General features: G+C 67.2%; 14 protein-coding genes and 1 pseudogene. 14 read left to right on the forward strand and 1 reads right to left on the reverse strand.

The window, feature by feature from the left end; translation table 11 throughout:
• The first annotated feature begins 7 nt into the window (after nucleotides 1-7).
• Genes cobN through LB553_RS21410 form a run of 5 tightly spaced genes read left to right on the forward strand, consistent with a single transcriptional unit; the run spans nucleotide 8 to nucleotide 7,225 of the window.
• The gene (gene cobN, locus LB553_RS21390) at nucleotides 8-3,616 is read left to right on the forward strand and encodes a cobaltochelatase subunit CobN (RefSeq protein WP_224516294.1); all 3,609 of its coding nucleotides are present in this window, start codon (nucleotides 8-10) and stop codon (nucleotides 3,614-3,616) included.
• Nucleotides 3,613-5,088 (forward strand): precorrin-3B synthase, encoded by a 1,476-nt coding sequence (cobG, locus tag LB553_RS21395; protein WP_224516295.1) that lies wholly within the window; start codon nucleotides 3,613-3,615, stop codon nucleotides 5,086-5,088. The genes cobN and cobG overlap by 4 nt, the downstream gene beginning before the upstream one ends.
• A complete protein-coding gene (locus tag LB553_RS21400) occupies nucleotides 5,089-5,721 on the forward strand; it encodes a precorrin-8X methylmutase (protein ID WP_224516296.1) in 633 nt (210 codons plus the stop codon). It begins immediately after the preceding gene.
• Nucleotides 5,718-6,467 (forward strand): precorrin-2 C(20)-methyltransferase, encoded by a 750-nt coding sequence (locus tag LB553_RS21405; RefSeq protein ID WP_224516297.1) that lies wholly within the window; start codon nucleotides 5,718-5,720, stop codon nucleotides 6,465-6,467. The genes LB553_RS21400 and LB553_RS21405 overlap by 4 nt, the downstream gene beginning before the upstream one ends.
• Nucleotides 6,464-7,225 carry a precorrin-3B C(17)-methyltransferase gene (locus tag LB553_RS21410; protein WP_224516298.1) on the forward strand — a complete coding sequence of 254 codons (762 nt, stop codon included), beginning with the start codon at nucleotides 6,464-6,466 and terminating at the stop codon, nucleotides 7,223-7,225. The genes LB553_RS21405 and LB553_RS21410 overlap by 4 nt, the downstream gene beginning before the upstream one ends.
• On the opposite strand, the gene LB553_RS21415 is transcribed toward LB553_RS21410, so the two are convergent.
• Nucleotides 7,192-7,959, reverse strand: coding sequence for a cobalt-precorrin-6A reductase (locus LB553_RS21415; protein ID WP_224516299.1), 768 nt, complete (start codon nucleotides 7,957-7,959; stop codon nucleotides 7,192-7,194). The genes LB553_RS21410 and LB553_RS21415 overlap by 34 nt on opposite strands.
• Before the next feature lies 1 nt (nucleotide 7,960).
• Here LB553_RS21415 and cbiE point away from each other — a divergent pair, with 1 nt between their 5' ends.
• From cbiE to LB553_RS30825, 9 genes and pseudogenes are all read left to right on the forward strand, one after another.
• Nucleotides 7,961-9,202: a precorrin-6y C5,15-methyltransferase (decarboxylating) subunit CbiE gene (gene cbiE, locus LB553_RS21420; RefSeq protein WP_224516300.1), complete on the forward strand. Its 1,242-nt coding sequence runs from the start codon at nucleotides 7,961-7,963 to the stop codon at nucleotides 9,200-9,202.
• A complete protein-coding gene (locus tag LB553_RS21425) occupies nucleotides 9,199-9,585 on the forward strand; it encodes a cobalamin biosynthesis protein (RefSeq protein ID WP_224516301.1) in 387 nt (128 codons plus the stop codon). The genes cbiE and LB553_RS21425 overlap by 4 nt, the downstream gene beginning before the upstream one ends.
• Nucleotides 9,582-10,346 (forward strand): precorrin-4 C(11)-methyltransferase, encoded by a 765-nt coding sequence (gene cobM / locus LB553_RS21430; RefSeq protein ID WP_224516302.1) that lies wholly within the window; start codon nucleotides 9,582-9,584, stop codon nucleotides 10,344-10,346. The genes LB553_RS21425 and cobM overlap by 4 nt, the downstream gene beginning before the upstream one ends.
• Nucleotides 10,343-11,158: a uroporphyrinogen-III C-methyltransferase gene (cobA, locus tag LB553_RS21435; RefSeq protein WP_224516303.1), complete on the forward strand. Its 816-nt coding sequence runs from the start codon at nucleotides 10,343-10,345 to the stop codon at nucleotides 11,156-11,158. The genes cobM and cobA overlap by 4 nt, the downstream gene beginning before the upstream one ends.
• A complete protein-coding gene (locus LB553_RS21440) occupies nucleotides 11,155-12,471 on the forward strand; it encodes a cobyrinate a,c-diamide synthase (RefSeq protein ID WP_224516304.1) in 1,317 nt (438 codons plus the stop codon). Before cobA ends, LB553_RS21440 begins: the two co-directional genes overlap by 4 nt.
• Nucleotides 12,468-13,235, forward strand: a complete 768-nt coding sequence (cobS, locus tag LB553_RS21445) for an adenosylcobinamide-GDP ribazoletransferase (RefSeq protein WP_224516305.1) — start codon at nucleotides 12,468-12,470, stop codon at nucleotides 13,233-13,235. The genes LB553_RS21440 and cobS overlap by 4 nt, the downstream gene beginning before the upstream one ends.
• Before the next feature lie 25 nt (nucleotides 13,236-13,260).
• On the forward strand, nucleotides 13,261-14,286 hold the full coding sequence (gene cobT / locus LB553_RS21450; protein ID WP_224516306.1) for a nicotinate-nucleotide--dimethylbenzimidazole phosphoribosyltransferase: 1,026 nt from the start codon (nucleotides 13,261-13,263) through the stop codon (nucleotides 14,284-14,286).
• Nucleotides 14,287-14,310: 24 nt separating this feature from the next.
• Entirely contained in the window at nucleotides 14,311-15,051 is a 741-nt protein-coding gene (locus LB553_RS21455; protein ID WP_224516307.1) for a hypothetical protein, read from the forward strand.
• 11 nt (nucleotides 15,052-15,062) lie between these two features.
• Nucleotides 15,063-15,201 (forward strand): annotated as a pseudogene (locus LB553_RS30825) (nicotinate-nucleotide--dimethylbenzimidazole phosphoribosyltransferase); the annotation flags it as partial.
• Nucleotides 15,202-15,285: the final 84 nt, after the last annotated feature.

Raw genomic sequence — 15,285 nt, forward strand, 5'->3', positions numbered from 1 at the left:
GACTCCGATGCACATCCTCGCCACCACATCCGCTTCGCTCGACGATCTCGCCGAGCCGATCGACCTCAGGCAGACGCCTGCGGATGTCGTGGCATTGTCTTTCACCGACAGCGATCTCGCCGGCCTTGCCACGGCCTGGAAGGCGGATGCGGCGCGGCTGCCTTCGATGCGGTTGGCGGCGCTGCGCGACCTTCGCCACCCGATGTCGGTGGACCTGTGGATCGACAGCGTCGCCCGCCACGCCCGGGTCATCCTCGTCCGCATCCTCGGCGGCTATGACTGGTGGCGCTATGGCTGCGACCAACTCGCCGCGGTGGCGCGCGAACGCGGCATCAAGCTGGCATTGCTGCCCGGCGAAAGCCATGACGAGGACCTGCGGCTGATCGAAGGCTCAACCCTACCGCGCGCCGAGCTCGACGCCCTGCTCGGCTATTTCCGCGAAGGCGGCCTGCCCAATATGCGCGCGCTGGTGCAAAGGCTGGCAAGGTTGGCGGGGTCGGATGCGGCCGTGGCCGAACCGGTCAGCGTGCCGAAGGCGGGGCATTATGAGCCGGGATTGGGAGTTGTCGAAAAGCCTACACTTTCAAAGGTCGGCGATCCTTCGCACCCCCCTCTGTCCTGCCGGCCCCCGCAAGGGGGAAGATCAGCCGTCATCGACCGTGGCGCCTCTTCTGCTAACTCAACAATAGAACACATTGCAGCATCCGCGATTGGCGAAACCATCGACGGCAGCTCAATCTCCCCCCTTGGGGGGGAGATGTCCGGCAGGACAGAGGGGGGGGCGACAGAACTCGACGCTGACAACCTCAGCACCCCGGTCATCCCCATCCTCTTCTACCGCTCGATGCTGCTTGCCGCCGACGTAGGGCCCATCGACGCACTCGTTGACGCCCTGTGTTCGCAAGGCCTGGCCCCCATACCGATCTTCGTCTCCAGCCTCAAAGATCCGGCATCGCTGGCCTTCGTCGAGAATGCCGTCGCAACATTGAACCCCGCCGCCATCGTCACCGCCACCGCTTTCGCCTCCGGCGCGGAACCCGGCGCCGAGACCCTGTTCGACCGCGCCGGCGTGCCCGTCTTCCAGGTCATCGTCGCCACCACCAGGCGCGAGGTCTGGGAAAAGAACCAGCGCGGCCTGGCGCCCGCCGACCTCGCCATGCATGTCGTGCTGCCCGAGCTCGACGGCCGCATCCTCGCCGGCGCGATCTCCTTTAAGGGCGAGGTCGAGACCGATCCGGCGCTGGCCTTCCGCGCCTTCGCCAACCGGCCCGAGGCGGACCGCGTGGCGCAGGTGGCCAAGCGGATCGCCGCGTTTATCCGCCTGCAGCGGACGAAGCGGGCGGAGCGCAAGCTCGCGATCCTGATCCCTGATTATCCGAGCGCGCCCGGACGTACAGGTTATGCCGTCGGGCTGGATGTGCCCTCCAGCGTGCTTGCGATGCTGCATGACCTGAAGGAACAGGGCTATGCGGTTAAGGGGATTCCGCAATCGCCACGCACGTTGCTGGATGCGCTGCAGGTGGGTGGGCACTGCCTCTCGGGAGGGGACTACTCCGCCTTTTCAGCCGAACTGCCGGAAGCAGCGCGAGCTTCTGTTGAGGCCGCGTGGGGCAAGGCAGACGGGATCGGTTCGCGCGAGGCACCCCCCTCTGGGCCAGAGGGGGGTGTTCAAGCGCCGACCTCGGTAACCTTCCCCTTCCGCGCCGCGACATTCGGCAACGTCACCGTGGCGCTGGCCCCCGACCGCGGCCGCTCGGCCGACCGCCGCGCCGACTATCACGACCCGACGCTGCCGCCGCGCCACGAGCTGATCGCTTTCGGCCTCTGGCTGCAGAAATCGCTCGGCGTGCATGCCATCATCCATGTCGGCGCGCATGGCACGCTGGAATGGCTGCCGGGCAAGACGGTGGCCCTCTCCGGAACCTGCTTCCCGGAGATCGTCACCGGATCGCTGCCCGTCATCTATCCATTCATCGTCTCCAATCCGGGCGAGGCGGCGCAGGCCAAGCGCCGCATTTCGGCCGTCACCCTCGGCCATCTGCCGCCGCCGCTGACCGGCGCCGGCCTCGACGAGGCGCAACAGAAACTCGAGCGGTTGGTCGACGAATATGCGCAGGCCGACGGCCTCGACCGCCGCCGTCGCGACCGTCTGGCCAAATTGATTGTCGAGACGGCGCAAAAGACTGGCCTTGCGTCCGAAGCCGGCGTTGCCGGCACAGACGCTCCTGACGAAGCGCTGCGCCGCATCGACGCCTGGCTCTGCGACCTCAAGGATTTCGCCGTCAAGGACGGGCTGCATGTCTATGGCCGCGCGCCGGAAGACGAAGCCGACCCGCTGCGCCGGCAAAGCGCGGCGGCCGAAAAATCCAACCTGCTCGCCGCGCTCGATGGCCGCCATATCAAGGCCGGCCCTGCCGGCGCCCCGGCGCGCGGTCGCTCCGATGTGCTCCCCACCGGCCGCAACCTCTTCACCTCCGATCCGCGCACAATGCCGACGCCAACCGCCTATGACCTCGGCCAGGCGGCGGCGGAGGAAGTGGTGCGCAGCTATATGCAAAGCCATGGCGACTGGCCGCGCTCGCTGGTCATCGACCTCTGGGGTTCCGCCTCGTTGCGCACCGGCGGCGAGGAGATCGCGCAAGGTCTGGCGCTGATGGGCTGCCGGCCGCAATGGGATGCCGCCACCGGCCGCGTCACCGGCATCGAGGTGCTGCCGCCGGCCACGCTCGGCCGCCCGCGCGTCGACGTCACCTGGCGCATCTCCGGCCTGTTCCGCGACATGTTCCCGACCCAGATCGCGTTGATCGACGCCGCTGCCAACGCGGTCGCCAGCCGCGACGAGGACGATACCGAGAACCCGCTCGCCGCAGCGACGCGCGCTCAGGGGAAGATCAGCCCGCGCATTTTCGGCACCTCGCCCGGCACCTATGGCGCCGGCGTCGAGGACCTGCTGTCGCGCGGCGAATGGGGCGCGCGCGAAGAGATCGGCCGCGCCTATCTCGACGCCACCTCGCACGCCTATGGCGGCGCCGATGGCGAAGCGATCTCGGCGCCCGGCGCTTTCGAAGGCCGCATCGCCGAAGCCGATCTCCTCGTCCACACCGGCGATGACCCTGGCCGCGACATCCTTGAAGGTTCGGCCGACGTCGCCTTCATCGGCGGCTTTTCGGCCGCCCTTGCAGCACTTGGCAGGAATGCCGACGTCATCGTGCTCGACACGACCGACCCGAAAAAGCCGAAGCCGCGTTCGGTCGGCGAAGCGGTATCGCGCGTGGTTCGCGCCCGCGCGGTCAACCCGCGCTTCATCGCCGGCCAGATGCGCCACGGCCCGCGCGGCGCCTCCGAATTCGCCGAGACGGTCGACCGTCTGGTCGGCTTCGCGGAGACTACCCATGCCATTTCGGGCGCGCTGATCGAGGCCGTTCACGACGCCTATGTTGGCGATCCGGACGTCCGTGCCTTCCTGCTGCGCGAGAATCCGGCGGCTGCCAAGGTCATCGCCGAACGGTTCCTCGCCGCCCGTCGGCGCGGCCTGTGGCACCCGCTGCGCAACTCCATCGACGACGACCTCGCGGCCTTGATTGCCGAGGCCCAGGCAGGTGGAGTGGCGGCATGAACGCGTTTTCGCGCCGTGGCGCTTGCCCTGCTCTAAGCGCGCCGATGCAGACCGGCGACGGGCTGCTGGTGCGGCTCAACCCAGTCGCTGGAGGAATTTCGCCCAAGTCGCTGATCGGTCTCGGCGAACCCGCCTTGCGCCACGGCAACGGCATCATGGAGGTGACGGCGCGCGGCAGCCTGCAGATTCGTGGTTTGACGGCCGAAAGCGCCCGGTTGCTGGCGGACGAAGTGGATGCGCTGGGCATCGCGGTGCGCACCGGAGTGCCGGTCGAGACGGGGCCGCTGGCTGGGATCGATCCGGAAGAGAACGCCGATCCGCGGCCGGTGGCGGAGCGGATCAGGGCGGCGATTGAAGAGGCCGGGTTGACGCCGCGGCTGGGGCCGAAGGTGTCGGTGGTTGTCGATGGCGGCGGACAGCTGACGATGGATGCCGTGACGGCCGATGTGCGGCTGAAGGCGATGCAGGCTGCGGCGAGCATCCGGTGGAGCGTGTCGATTGCCGGCGACGGGCGGAGTGCGAAGCCGCTCGCGGCGGTCGATGCTGATGGCGCACGCGACATTGCAGTCGCGGCTCTTCGGATGGTCGCCGAAAAAGGTCGCGAGGCGCACACCCGGGATTTTTCGGAGAGACAGTTGGCTTCTCTCGCAGGCTGGCATTCCGTCGCGCCCCCCTCTGTCCTGCCGGACATCTCCCCCTCTAGGGGGGAGATTGGCAGTTCCCGCACCGGCTCTCCACTTTCAGCGTTGGAGATTGGCGAAAGCCGCGGTGACAAGGCAATCTCCCCCCTTGAGGGGGAGATGTCCGGCAGGACAGAGAGGGGGGCGCAGGAACGCCAGCCCGCGAGAAGTCCCATTGGCCTATTCAATCTAGGCAACAACACCGCCCTAGGCATCGCCCTGCCCTACGGCAGCATGCCGGCGCAAAACCTCATCGATCTCGCCACCCAAGCCGCGAACCTCGGCGCCTCCGAAATCCGCCTCGCCCCAGGCCGAGCCCTGCTCTTCCTCGGTCTCTCCGCCCCCTCCACGCTCCAATCCTCCGCCGCCGCGCTCGGCTTTGTCACCGACCCCGCCGATCCGCGCACCCGCATCGCCGCCTGCCCAGGCGCGCCGGCCTGCGCGTCCGGCCGCATCGCCACCCGTGCCATCGCCGAAACGATCGCAAAAGAAAGCGCGGACGTTCTCGACGCCTCGCTGTCTCTCCACATCTCCGGCTGCGCCAAGGGCTGCGCGCATCCCGGCACCGCTGCGCTCACCCTGGTCGGCGACGAAAACGGAGCCGGACTTGTCGTGGACGGGACGGCAAAGGCCCTTCCTGCCGCGTACAGGCCGGGCTATGACGCCGCGCGCGGGGTCGCCGGCATCCTTGCCGCGATCCGCGACGGAAGACATCAGGGCGAAACCGCCGCCGCCTGCCTGAAAAGACTTGGCGCTGCCGGCATCGCCGAACTCTATCGACGGAACCAGTGAATGGCCGCCTACGACTATATCCATGACGGTACGGCGATCTACGAGCGGTCTTTCGCCATCATCCGCGCCGAGGCGGATCTGTCGCGCTTCTCGGAGGCGGAAGCCGATGTCGCGATTCGCATGATCCATGCCTGCGGCCAGGTTGAAGCCGCCAGCCATTTCGTCTTCTCGAATAATTTCGTTGCCGCCGCCCGGACCGCGCTCGCCGCCGGCGCGCCGATCTTCTGCGATGCCGAGATGGTGGCGCACGGCGTCACCCGCGCCCGTCTGCCGGCCGGCAACGAGGTGATATGCACGCTGCGCGACCTGCGCACGCACGACATCGCCAGGCAAATCGGCAACACCCGCTCGGCCGCGGCGATCGACCTCTGGGGCGAGCGCATGGCCGGCTCTGTCGTCGCCATCGGCAACGCGCCGACCGCGCTCTTCTATCTGCTTGAGAAGCTGCGCGACGGCGCGCCGAGGCCGGCCGCGATCATCGGCATGCCTGTGGGCTTCGTGGGTGCTGCCGAATCCAAGGATGCGCTGGCCGAAAATTCCTACGGCGTGCCTTATGCCATCGTGCGCGGCAGGCTGGGCGGCAGCGCCATGACCGCCGCCGCGCTCAACTCTCTGGCGAGGCCCGGCCTGTGAACGCGATCGTGAAAGGCCGTCTGGTCGGCGTCGGCACCGGCCCCGGAGATCCGGAGCTTCTGACACTGAAGGCGGCGCGCGCGTTGGCAGAGGCGGACGTCGTCGCCTATTTCGCCAAGCGCGGCAACAACAGCAATGCGCGTGCGATCGTCGAGGCGCGCTTCCGGCCGGACATGATCGAGCTGCCGCTGCTCTATCCGGTGACGACGGAGATCGACAAGGATCACGACGACTACCGCGCGCAGATCGCCGATTTCTACGAGCAATCGGCCGAACAGGTGGCCGAGCATCTCGGCGCCGGCAGGATGGTGGCGGTGCTGTCGGAGGGCGATCCGCTCTTCTACGGCTCCTACATGCATCTGCATATGCGGCTTGCGCACCGCTTCTCTACGGAAGTCATCCCCGGCATCACCGCCATGTCCGGCTGCTGGTCCGCCACTGGCCTGCCGATCGTCCAGGGCGACGACGTGCTGAGTGTGCTGCCCGGCACGATGAGCGAATTCGAGCTGACCCGCCGCCTCGCCGACACCGATGCGGCCGTCATCATGAAGGTCGGCCGCAACCTGCCAAAAATCCGCCGCGCGCTGGAAGCGACCGGCAAGCTGGCGAAGGCCGTCTATGTCGAGCGCGGCACCATGCCGGGCAGCGTCTCGATGCGGCTTGCCGAAAAGCCGGACGACAAGGCGCCCTATTTCGCCATCGTGCTGGTTGCCGGCTGGTCGGCTCGCCCAGGGACCAAGCCGTGAGCGGCCGCCTTACCGTCATCGGTCTCGGACCCGGCAATGCCGACCAGGTCACGCCGCAAGCTGCCACTGCCGTCGCCGAGGCTTCCTTCTTCTATGGCTACAAGCCCTATCTCGACCGGCTGGAGCTGCGGCCGGACCAAACCCGCATCGCCTCCGACAACCGCGAGGAACTCGCCCGCTCCAACGAAGCGCTGGCCAAGGCCGCAGGAGGCCACAATGTCGCCGTCGTTTCCGGCGGCGATCCCGGCGTCTTCGCCATGGCCGCTGCCGTCTGCGAGGCGATCGAAGCCGGCCCTGAAGAATGGCGTGCCATCGACATCTCGGTTGTCCCGGGCGTGACTGCGATGCTGGCCGTAGCCGCCCGCATCGGCGCGCCGCTCGGCCATGATTTCTGCGCCATCTCGCTCTCCGACAATCTGAAGCCGTGGGAGCTGATCGAGCTGCGCTTGTTGGCGGCGGCCGGGGCCGGCTTGGTCATCGCGCTCTACAATCCCATCAGCAAGGCTCGCCCCTGGCAGCTTGGCCGCGCCTTCCAATGCCTGAAGGCGGTGCTGCCCGGCACCACGCCGGTGATCTTCGGCCGCGCCGCCGGCCGGCCCGACGAGCGTATCGAAGTCTCTCTGCTGGCGGATGCCGATGCGGCAAAAGCCGACATGGCGACCTGCATCATCATCGGCTCGCCGGAAACCCGCATCATCAAGCGCGGCGAAAAACCAGCGCTGGTCTACACCCCGCGTTCTGCAACGGGGTCGAAATGATGATCGACCTTTGCCGCCAGCGCATCGACGGTCTCAGTCGAAGGAACGTCCGGCAAAGACGGTCGGCGGATCATGATCACCTCGATACCAAGCGCCCGCGCAGCGGCGACCTTGCCATAGGTCGCCTCGCCGCCGCTGTTCTTCGAAACGACGGCATCGATGCCGTATCTCTCGAGCAATGCCCTTTCGTCCGCTTCCGGAAACGGTCCGCGCGCCAGCAAGTAGAGCGCATCGGGCACGCCAAGCTCCGGCTCGACCGGATCGACGCTGCGGATCAGGTAGCGGTGCTGCGGAGCGGCCTCGAACGCGCCCGCCTCCTGCCGGCCGATCGCCAGGAAGACGCGACGCGGCGCCGTGCCGAGCGCACGTGCCGCCTCGGTGACATTGTCAACCAGCGTCCAGCGATCACCCGTCACGGGTTCCCAGCCGGGACGGCGCAGCGCCAGGATCGGCACGTCCGTCTGCCTGGCCGCTTCGGCGGCATTGGTCGAAATACGCGCGGCGTATGGATGCGTGGCGTCGATCAGCAGATCGATATGTTCCTCGCGAAGATGGGCAGCCAGCCCATCTGCGCCGCCAAAGCCGCCGACACGCACCGGCACGCCTTGCGCGACCGGGCTTTCAGTGCGGCCGGCCAGCGACAGCCTGACCGAAAAATCGTCGCGACGGGCGAGCTTCCCGGCCAATTGCCGGGCTTCCGTCGTTCCGCCGAGGATCAGAATATGGTGGGTCATCATGCCTGCTAAGGGTCCGCGCGCCGCCAAGCCAGCCTCAAAATGGCTCACCATCGTCGGCATCGGCGAGGACGGTGTAGCGGGTCTCGGCGACGAGGCCAAGCAGCGGATTGCCGAGGCCGAGATCGTCTTCGGCGGCAAGCGGCATCTCAGCCTTGTCGCGTCGCTGGCCAAGGGCGAAGCGCGCCCGTGGCCGACGCCCTTCGATGCCGAAATGCGCGACGTGCTGGCGATCGCGGGCAAAAAGGTCTGCGTGCTGGCGTCCGGCGACCCGTTTTTCCATGGTGTCGGCGCCACGCTGGCCCGCAAGGTCAAGCCGGAGCAAATGCTCGTCCTGCCGGCGCCCTCGTCTCTGTCGCTGGCCGCGTCCCGTCTCGGCTGGGCATTGCATGACGTGGAGACAATCTCGCTGCACGGCCATTCGATCGACCTGATCCGGCCTCTGCTCCATTCCGGCGCGCGTATCCTGGCGCTCACCTCCGACGCCGACGCGCCGGCGGCCATCGCCGCACTGCTCGACGAGCTCGGTTTCGGCCCTTCGCGACTGACGGTCCTCGAAGCACTCGGTGGGCAGGATGAGGCACGCCGCACCGCTCGCGCCGAAGCCTTCGATCTCGAAAACGTCAATCCGCTCAACGTGCTGGCGATTGAAATTGAATCAACACCGGATGCCCGCGTCCTGCCTCTGACCGTCGGCCTTGCCGATCATCTGTTCGAGCATGACGGCCAGATCACCAAGCGCGAGATCCGCGCTATCACGCTGTCGGCACTGGCGCCGCGGCGCGGCGAATTGCTCTGGGATATCGGCGCCGGCTCGGGCTCGATCGGTATTGAATGGATGCTGGCGCATTCCTCGCTGCGCGCCATCGCCATCGAGGCTAACGCAGAACGCGCCGCCCGCATCGCCCGCAACGCCGCGCATTGCGGCGTGCCCGGCCTCGTCGTGATCGAGGGCGCCGCGCCTAAGGCGCTGGCAAAATTGGAGACGCCCGATGCCATCTTCATCGGCGGCGGCGGCAGCGATGCCGGCGTGCTGGAGAAGGCAATCAAGGCGCTCCGTCCCGGCGGCCGGCTCGTCGCCAATGCGGTGACGCTGGAGATGGAGGCGCTGCTGCTCGACCAGCACAACAGACGCGGCGGCGACCTGACCCGCATCGCCCTGTCGCGCGCGGCGCCTGTCGGCTCGATGCAGGCGTGGCGACCGGCCATGCCGGTCACGCAGTGGAGCTGGGTCAAGCCATGATGGTCGCAGGTATCGGCAGCCGCAAAGGTGTGACGGCGGGCGACGTTCGCGCCGCGATCGAGACCGCGCTTGAGGCGCATGGGCTTACGATGACGGCGCTTTCTGCATTGGCGACGGGTGAAATCAAGCGCGATGAGCCGGCGATCTTCCTTGCCGCCCGAGACCTCGACCTCCCCGTGCTCGTCATCTCCGACGCCGCACTGCAATCCGTCTCGTCCGGCACAGTCAGTCGCTCCGACGCGTCGCAGGCCGAGGCCGGCACGCCTTCGGTTTCGGAAGCCTCGGCCCTGGCCGCGGCCGGAAAAGGTGCGAAACTGTTTGGACCGCGCATCGTGCTCGGTCCGGTCACCTGCGCCATCGCCATCAGCGGAGATGCGCCATGACGGTCCATTTCATCGGCGCCGGTCCAGGTGCGGCCGATCTCATCACGCTGCGCGGCGCCCGGCTCCTGGCCAGTTGCCCGGTCTGCCTCTATGCCGGCTCGATCGTGGCTCCGGAGCTGCTCGAACATTGCGCGCCCGGCACCAGATTGATCGACACCGCACCGATGTCGCTTGACGAGATCGAGGCCGAATATGTCGCCGCGCACAAGGCCGGGCACGACGTCTCGCGCGTGCATTCCGGCGACCTTTCGGTGTGGAGCGCGGTGGCCGAACAGATCAGGCGGCTGGAAAAGCACGGCATCCCCTACACATTGACACCTGGCGTTCCCTCCTTCGCGGCGGCAGCGGCCGCACTTCGCCGCGAGCTCACCATTCCGGAACTCGCGCAAAGCCTGGTGCTGACCCGTGTCTCCGGCCGCGCCTCGAAAATGCCGCCGGGCGAGACGCTGGCCGGCTTCGGCCGCACCGGCGCCACGCTTGCCATCCATCTCGCAATCCATGCCATCGACCGCATCGTCGCGGATCTGACGCCGCTTTACGGCGCCGAGTGTCCGGTCGCGGTCGTCTTCCGCGCCTCCTGGCCGGACGAGCGCATCGTGACCGGCACGCTGGGCACCATCGAAGCACAGCTGGCGGAAGACCCGATGGAGCGCACGGCGATCATCTTCGTCGGCAGCGCGCTCACAGCGCAGGATTTCGGCGAAAGCTCATTGTACGACGCACACTACCAGCGGCGTTTTCGCGGACGGGACGGATTGTGAACGGCAGCGCCAATACGAACGGACGGGCAAATGTGGAGCAGGCGCTGGCGCGGCTGAACTTCAAACCGCGCGAACTGGAGCCTGGTCATGTCTGGCTGGCCGGCGCCGGTCCCGGGAACCCCGGCTGCCTGACCCTGGAAGTGCTGGCGGCACTCGGGCAATGCGATGCGCTGGTCTATGACGCGCTGGTCTCGCCCGACGTCGTGGCTGTCGCTCAGAGTGCAGAGCTTTTCTACGCCGGAAAACGCGGCGGCCAGCCCTCGATGAAGCAGGCCGACATCAACGCCCTTCTCGTGCGGCTGGCGCGCGAAGGTCGCCGTGTCGTGCGCCTGAAGGGCGGCGACCCCTATATTTTCGGACGCGGTGGCGAAGAGGCTCTGGCGCTCGCCGGCGAAGAAATTCCGTTCCGGGTGCTCTCCGGCCTGACCTCGGGCCTCAGCGCGCTGGCCGCCACCGGCATTCCCGCCACCATGCGCGGCATCAACAAGGCGGTCATCCTCGCCACCGGCCATGCAGCAGGCACCGAGGACGACATCGACTGGGCCGCGATCGCCCGCACCGGACAGCCGGTCGTCGTCTATATGGGCATGGCCAATTTGCCGGCGATCGCGGCAAAGCTGCTCAAGGGCGGCCTCGCGCCTTCGACCCCGGCCGCCGTGATCGTCGCGGCGACCACGCCGCAGGAGCGCATCGTCGTCGCCACGCTCGCCACCATCGCTGACGAGGCCGCGGCCGCCGGGCTCGCTTCGCCGGCGCTGATCGTGGTCGGCGGCATCGTCGCCATGCGCGCGGCATTGGCTGGCGGCGCATGACGGCGCGCGCGATCATCATCGGCGCGCCGCGCTCCGGCTCGGGCAAGACCAGCGTCACCATAGGCCTGTTGCGCGCGCTTGCCAGGCGCGGCCTGAAAGTGCGCGGCGCAAAGTCCGGACCGGACTATATCGACCCGGGCTTCCACGCCGCCGCGACCGGACTCTCGGGCGTCAACCTCGACAGCTGGGCGATGTCGCCTTCCCTGCTCAACGCGCTGGCCGCGGAGGCTGCGGACGACGCCGAATACATTATCCTTGAAAGCGCGATGGGCCTGTTCGACGGCATCCCCGCCCCGCAAGGCCGCTCAGGCTCGGCCGCCGATCTGGCGCGGCTCTATGGCCTCCCGGTGCTTCTGGTGCTCGACGTTTCCGGCCAGTCGACCACGGCGGCAGCGGTGGCCAAGGGTTTCGCGACCTACGATCCGGATGTCTGTATGGCCGGCGTCGTGCTCAACCGGCTCGGCAGCGAACGCCATCGCCGCCTGTCCGGCGATGCCATCGAGGCGATCGGCCTGCCCGTGGTCGGCGCTATCCTGCGCGATCCGACGCTCAACCTGCCGGAACGGCATCTCGGCCTTGTCCAGGCGGGCGAGTACGAGAACCTGATGGCGCATCTCGACCGGCTGGCGGACATGGTCGAGAAGTCGCTCGACATCGACGCCATCCTGGCGCTGGCATCCCCGCTGGAACCGGCGGCTGGCGACTTCGGCGATGCCTTGCGGCCGCCCGGGCAGCGCATCGCGCTGGCCGAGGACGCGGCCTTCACCTTCCTCTATCCGCATGTCGCCACGCATTGGCGCAAAGCCGGCGCCGAGATCCTGCCCTTCTCGCCGCTCGCCGACGAGGCGCCCGCGCAGGACTGCGACGTCTGCTGGCTGCCCGGCGGCTATCCCGAACTGCATGCCGGCAAGCTGGCGGCCGCGACGAACTTCCAGACCGGAATGGCGCGGTTTGCGGCGACGAAGCCGGTTCACGGCGAGTGCGGCGGCTTCATGGTGCTGGGCGAAATGCTGGAAGACGCGGACGGCGAGAGCCATAAGATGCTCGGCCTGCTAGGCCATTCGACCAGCTTTGCCAGACGCAAGATGAATCTCGGCTACCGCGAGGCGCGGCTGCGTGCCGCCTGCCCGTTGGGACCGGAGGGCACGTTGATCCGGGGGCACGAATTCCACTATGCGCAGATGACTGGCACCGGCAACGACGACCCCTTGGCCGACCTTGCCGATGGCCAGGGCAACCCGCTCGGCGCCTCCGGCTACCGGCGCGGTCATGTCAGCGGCACCTTCTTCCATGCAATTGCGAGGGGCGCATGAGCGGTCCTTCCGCACCCCGGCAAGTGCTTGACGATATCGGCCTCAGCCTTGTCTTTTTCACCCGGCTGAGATTGCCCTCGAGCGATTTCGGCGGCCGCAGCCTGGCGGATGCGATCTGGGCGGCGCCCTTCGCCGGTCTCGCGGTGGCGATCATCGGCGCGCTCGTCTATGCGATCGCCGCCGTCTTCGGCCTCGCCACTGCACCGGCCGCGGCGCTCACGCTCGCCGCGACGATGCTCGTTACAGGCTGCCTGCACGAGGACGGGCTTTCCGATATCGCCGATGGCTTTTGGGGCGGCAGGACGCGCGACAGGAAACTGGAGATCATGCGCGACAGCCGCATCGGCGCCTATGGCGCCGCAGCGCTTGGGCTTTCGCTGCTCATCCGCTGGAGCGCCCTGTCCGAACTCGCCGGTCCGGGCCACGTGTTCCTGGCGCTGCTCGCCGCGCATGCCGGCTCGCGCGGCCTGTTCGGCGCCTTCATGCATCTTCTGCCGCCGGCCCGCAGCGACGGCCTGTCGGCGGGCGCCGGCACCGTCACCACCGAGACCGCCATCATCGGCGCCGCGATCGGCGCGGTGGCGCTGCTGGCGCTCGGCCTTGGCGGCGCGATCGCGGCGCTCATTCTGCTCGCCCTGGTCTTTATGGCGTTCCGCGCGCTTTGCCTAAGCCAGATCGGCGGCCAGACCGGCGACACGATCGGCGCGCTGCAGCAGCTCGGCGAGATCGCCGTGCTGCTCGTCGCTTCCATTTGCCTTTCCTGATTCACTTTCGGAGACCTTGCCCCCTATGTCCCCCCAATCAACCTCCTTCAGATCCCTTGATGAACTGCGTGCCGCCTGCCTCGACCTCCCGTCCGGCAGCGATGCGGCCGCCAGCGCCGTCGCGAGGCGCCAGGACACGCTGACCAAGCCGCAGGGCAGTCTCGGCCGGCTGGAAGCGATCGCCGCCTGGCTCGGCCGCTGGCAGGCCCGCGACATGCCGAAGCTCGACCATGTGAAGGTCGTCGTCTTCGCCGGCAATCACGGCGTCACCGCGCAGGGCGTGTCGGCCTATCCTTCGGAAGTCACGGTACAGATGGTGGCGAATTTCGCCGGCGGCGGCGCGGCCATCAACCAGCTTGCCCGCATTGCCGGCGCCAAGCTCGACGTCATCCCGCTCGACCTCGACCATCCGACCGGCGATTTCACGCAAGTGCCGGCGATGGACGAAAAGGCGTTCCTCGCCGCCGTCTCGGCCGGCTACGACACGGTAACCAAGGATCTCGACCTCGTCTGCTTCGGCGAGATGGGCATCGGCAACACCACGCCGGCGGCGGCGATCTCGACGGCGCTTTTCGGCGGCGGCGCGGAAAAATGGACCGGCCGCGGCACCGGCGTCGACGATGCCGGGCTGCTGCGCAAGGTCGTGGCCATCGAGGCCGGCCTCAAGCGCCATGCCGATGCGCTCTCCGACCCGCTGAAGATCGCTGCCGCCCTTGGCGGGCGCGAGCTGGCAGCAATCCTCGGCGCCACACTCGCCGCGCGCAAGAATAACGTGCCGGTGCTGCTTGACGGCTTCGTCTGCACCGCAGCCGCAGCACCTCTGGCGAGGCTGCATCCGACCGGGCTGGCCCACACCATCGCCGCCCATGTCTCGGCCGAAGCCGGCCACCGCCGCCTGCTCGAGGCGCTCGGCCTGCCGCCGCTGCTCGATCTCGGCATGCGGCTCGGCGAAGGCTCCGGCGCCTGCCTTGCCGTCAACATCGTTCGTTCGGCGCTGGAATGTCATTCGAAGATGGCGAGCTTCGCCGAGGCGGGCGTATCGGAGAAGTAAACTGGCCTGACACCGAGGGCGCTGATGAACGAACCCTCACAAATTTTTGGTGACCCCAAACAAGGGCTTCGTGACTGTCTTGCTCGGATAATCCGAGATTTCGACAGCAAACGCGGAGCCTTTGCCGCGCTGAAATACAACTCGCCGTGGATATTAGCCACCGAGGATTGGGCAGAACGCTCGGGCCATACGATCGAAGAAATTCGTGAGGTTGTTTCTCAGTGGCGGATCTCACGTTGCTCGGGCGAGCCGATGGATTCGAAAATCGTCGAGATTTTCGAAGATTTTCACGGTGCTGCGGAGGAATGGAGAGCCGAGACAGGCTACATCGACCCACCCCTCGCTTTTGATCCTGAAAAATCAAGATTTCCGAACCGTAAGGAGCTGAAGGCTCATACGCTTAACAGATGGAGTTCTCTGGGGTTAGCGGGGCAATGGCACGACTACGATGCCAGGGACCTTACTTTTGGGGGAGCTTTTGAAGACAGGTTTGGCCACCGGGTAGCAGTTAGCATGACCTTCAAGCTTGGATACGGCGGCCCAATAAGGCAGTTTTTCCAATTTCCTTACTATTCGAGCGGCGAACCGCGCTCACTTGATCTCTTCACGCTTTCGGGTTGGGTCGCACGTGACGCGCTCCGGCTACCACAAGCCCCCGAACTCGAATGGATCGTCGGCAAAAGCAAGACGAACTTCGATGCCGTTGACGGTGTCCTGGCCATAACGCGGGCGATTCTCACCTATCTCCGGCCAACCATCCAATAGGCCGCCGCTGCCTCGATCTCGGCACGCGACTCAGCGAAGGCTCCGGCGCCTGCCTTGCCGTGAACATCGTGCGCTCGGAGCTGGAATGCCATGGAGATGGCGAACTTCTCCGGGGCCGGTGTTTCGGAGAAGGTATCTCCTGCAGAATGACGCCGGCCGCTGCGAATCACCTCCCCGCCTCGGTTCTATTGGGACGAAACCTGATCCTGATCACTACGTTTTCGGTAGCGTCAT

Source organism: Mesorhizobium sp. CA8 (assembly GCF_020164955.1).
In the GTDB taxonomy this organism is placed as follows: domain Bacteria; phylum Pseudomonadota; class Alphaproteobacteria; order Rhizobiales; family Rhizobiaceae; genus Mesorhizobium.

Excerpts from the sequence above, each read along its gene's own strand:
- cobG (WP_224516295.1), top strand. The coding sequence starts at position 3,613 with ATGAACGCGTTTTCGCGCCGTGGCGCTTGCCCTGCTCTAAGCGCGCCG.
- LB553_RS21400 (WP_224516296.1), top strand. The coding sequence starts at position 5,089 with ATGGCCGCCTACGACTATATCCATGACGGTACGGCGATCTACGAGCGG.
- cbiE (WP_224516300.1), top strand. The coding sequence starts at position 7,961 with ATGCCTGCTAAGGGTCCGCGCGCCGCCAAGCCAGCCTCAAAATGGCTC.
- cobN (WP_224516294.1), top strand. The coding sequence starts at position 8 with ATGCACATCCTCGCCACCACATCCGCTTCGCTCGACGATCTCGCCGAG.
- LB553_RS21455 (WP_224516307.1), top strand. The coding sequence starts at position 14,311 with ATGAACGAACCCTCACAAATTTTTGGTGACCCCAAACAAGGGCTTCGT.
- LB553_RS21425 (WP_224516301.1), top strand. The coding sequence starts at position 9,199 with ATGATGGTCGCAGGTATCGGCAGCCGCAAAGGTGTGACGGCGGGCGAC.
- cobS (WP_224516305.1), top strand. The coding sequence starts at position 12,468 with ATGAGCGGTCCTTCCGCACCCCGGCAAGTGCTTGACGATATCGGCCTC.
- LB553_RS21415 (WP_224516299.1), bottom strand. The coding sequence starts at position 7,959 with ATGACCCACCATATTCTGATCCTCGGCGGAACGACGGAAGCCCGGCAA.
- cobT (WP_224516306.1), top strand. The coding sequence starts at position 13,261 with ATGTCCCCCCAATCAACCTCCTTCAGATCCCTTGATGAACTGCGTGCC.
- cobM (WP_224516302.1), top strand. The coding sequence starts at position 9,582 with ATGACGGTCCATTTCATCGGCGCCGGTCCAGGTGCGGCCGATCTCATC.
- LB553_RS21440 (WP_224516304.1), top strand. The coding sequence starts at position 11,155 with ATGACGGCGCGCGCGATCATCATCGGCGCGCCGCGCTCCGGCTCGGGC.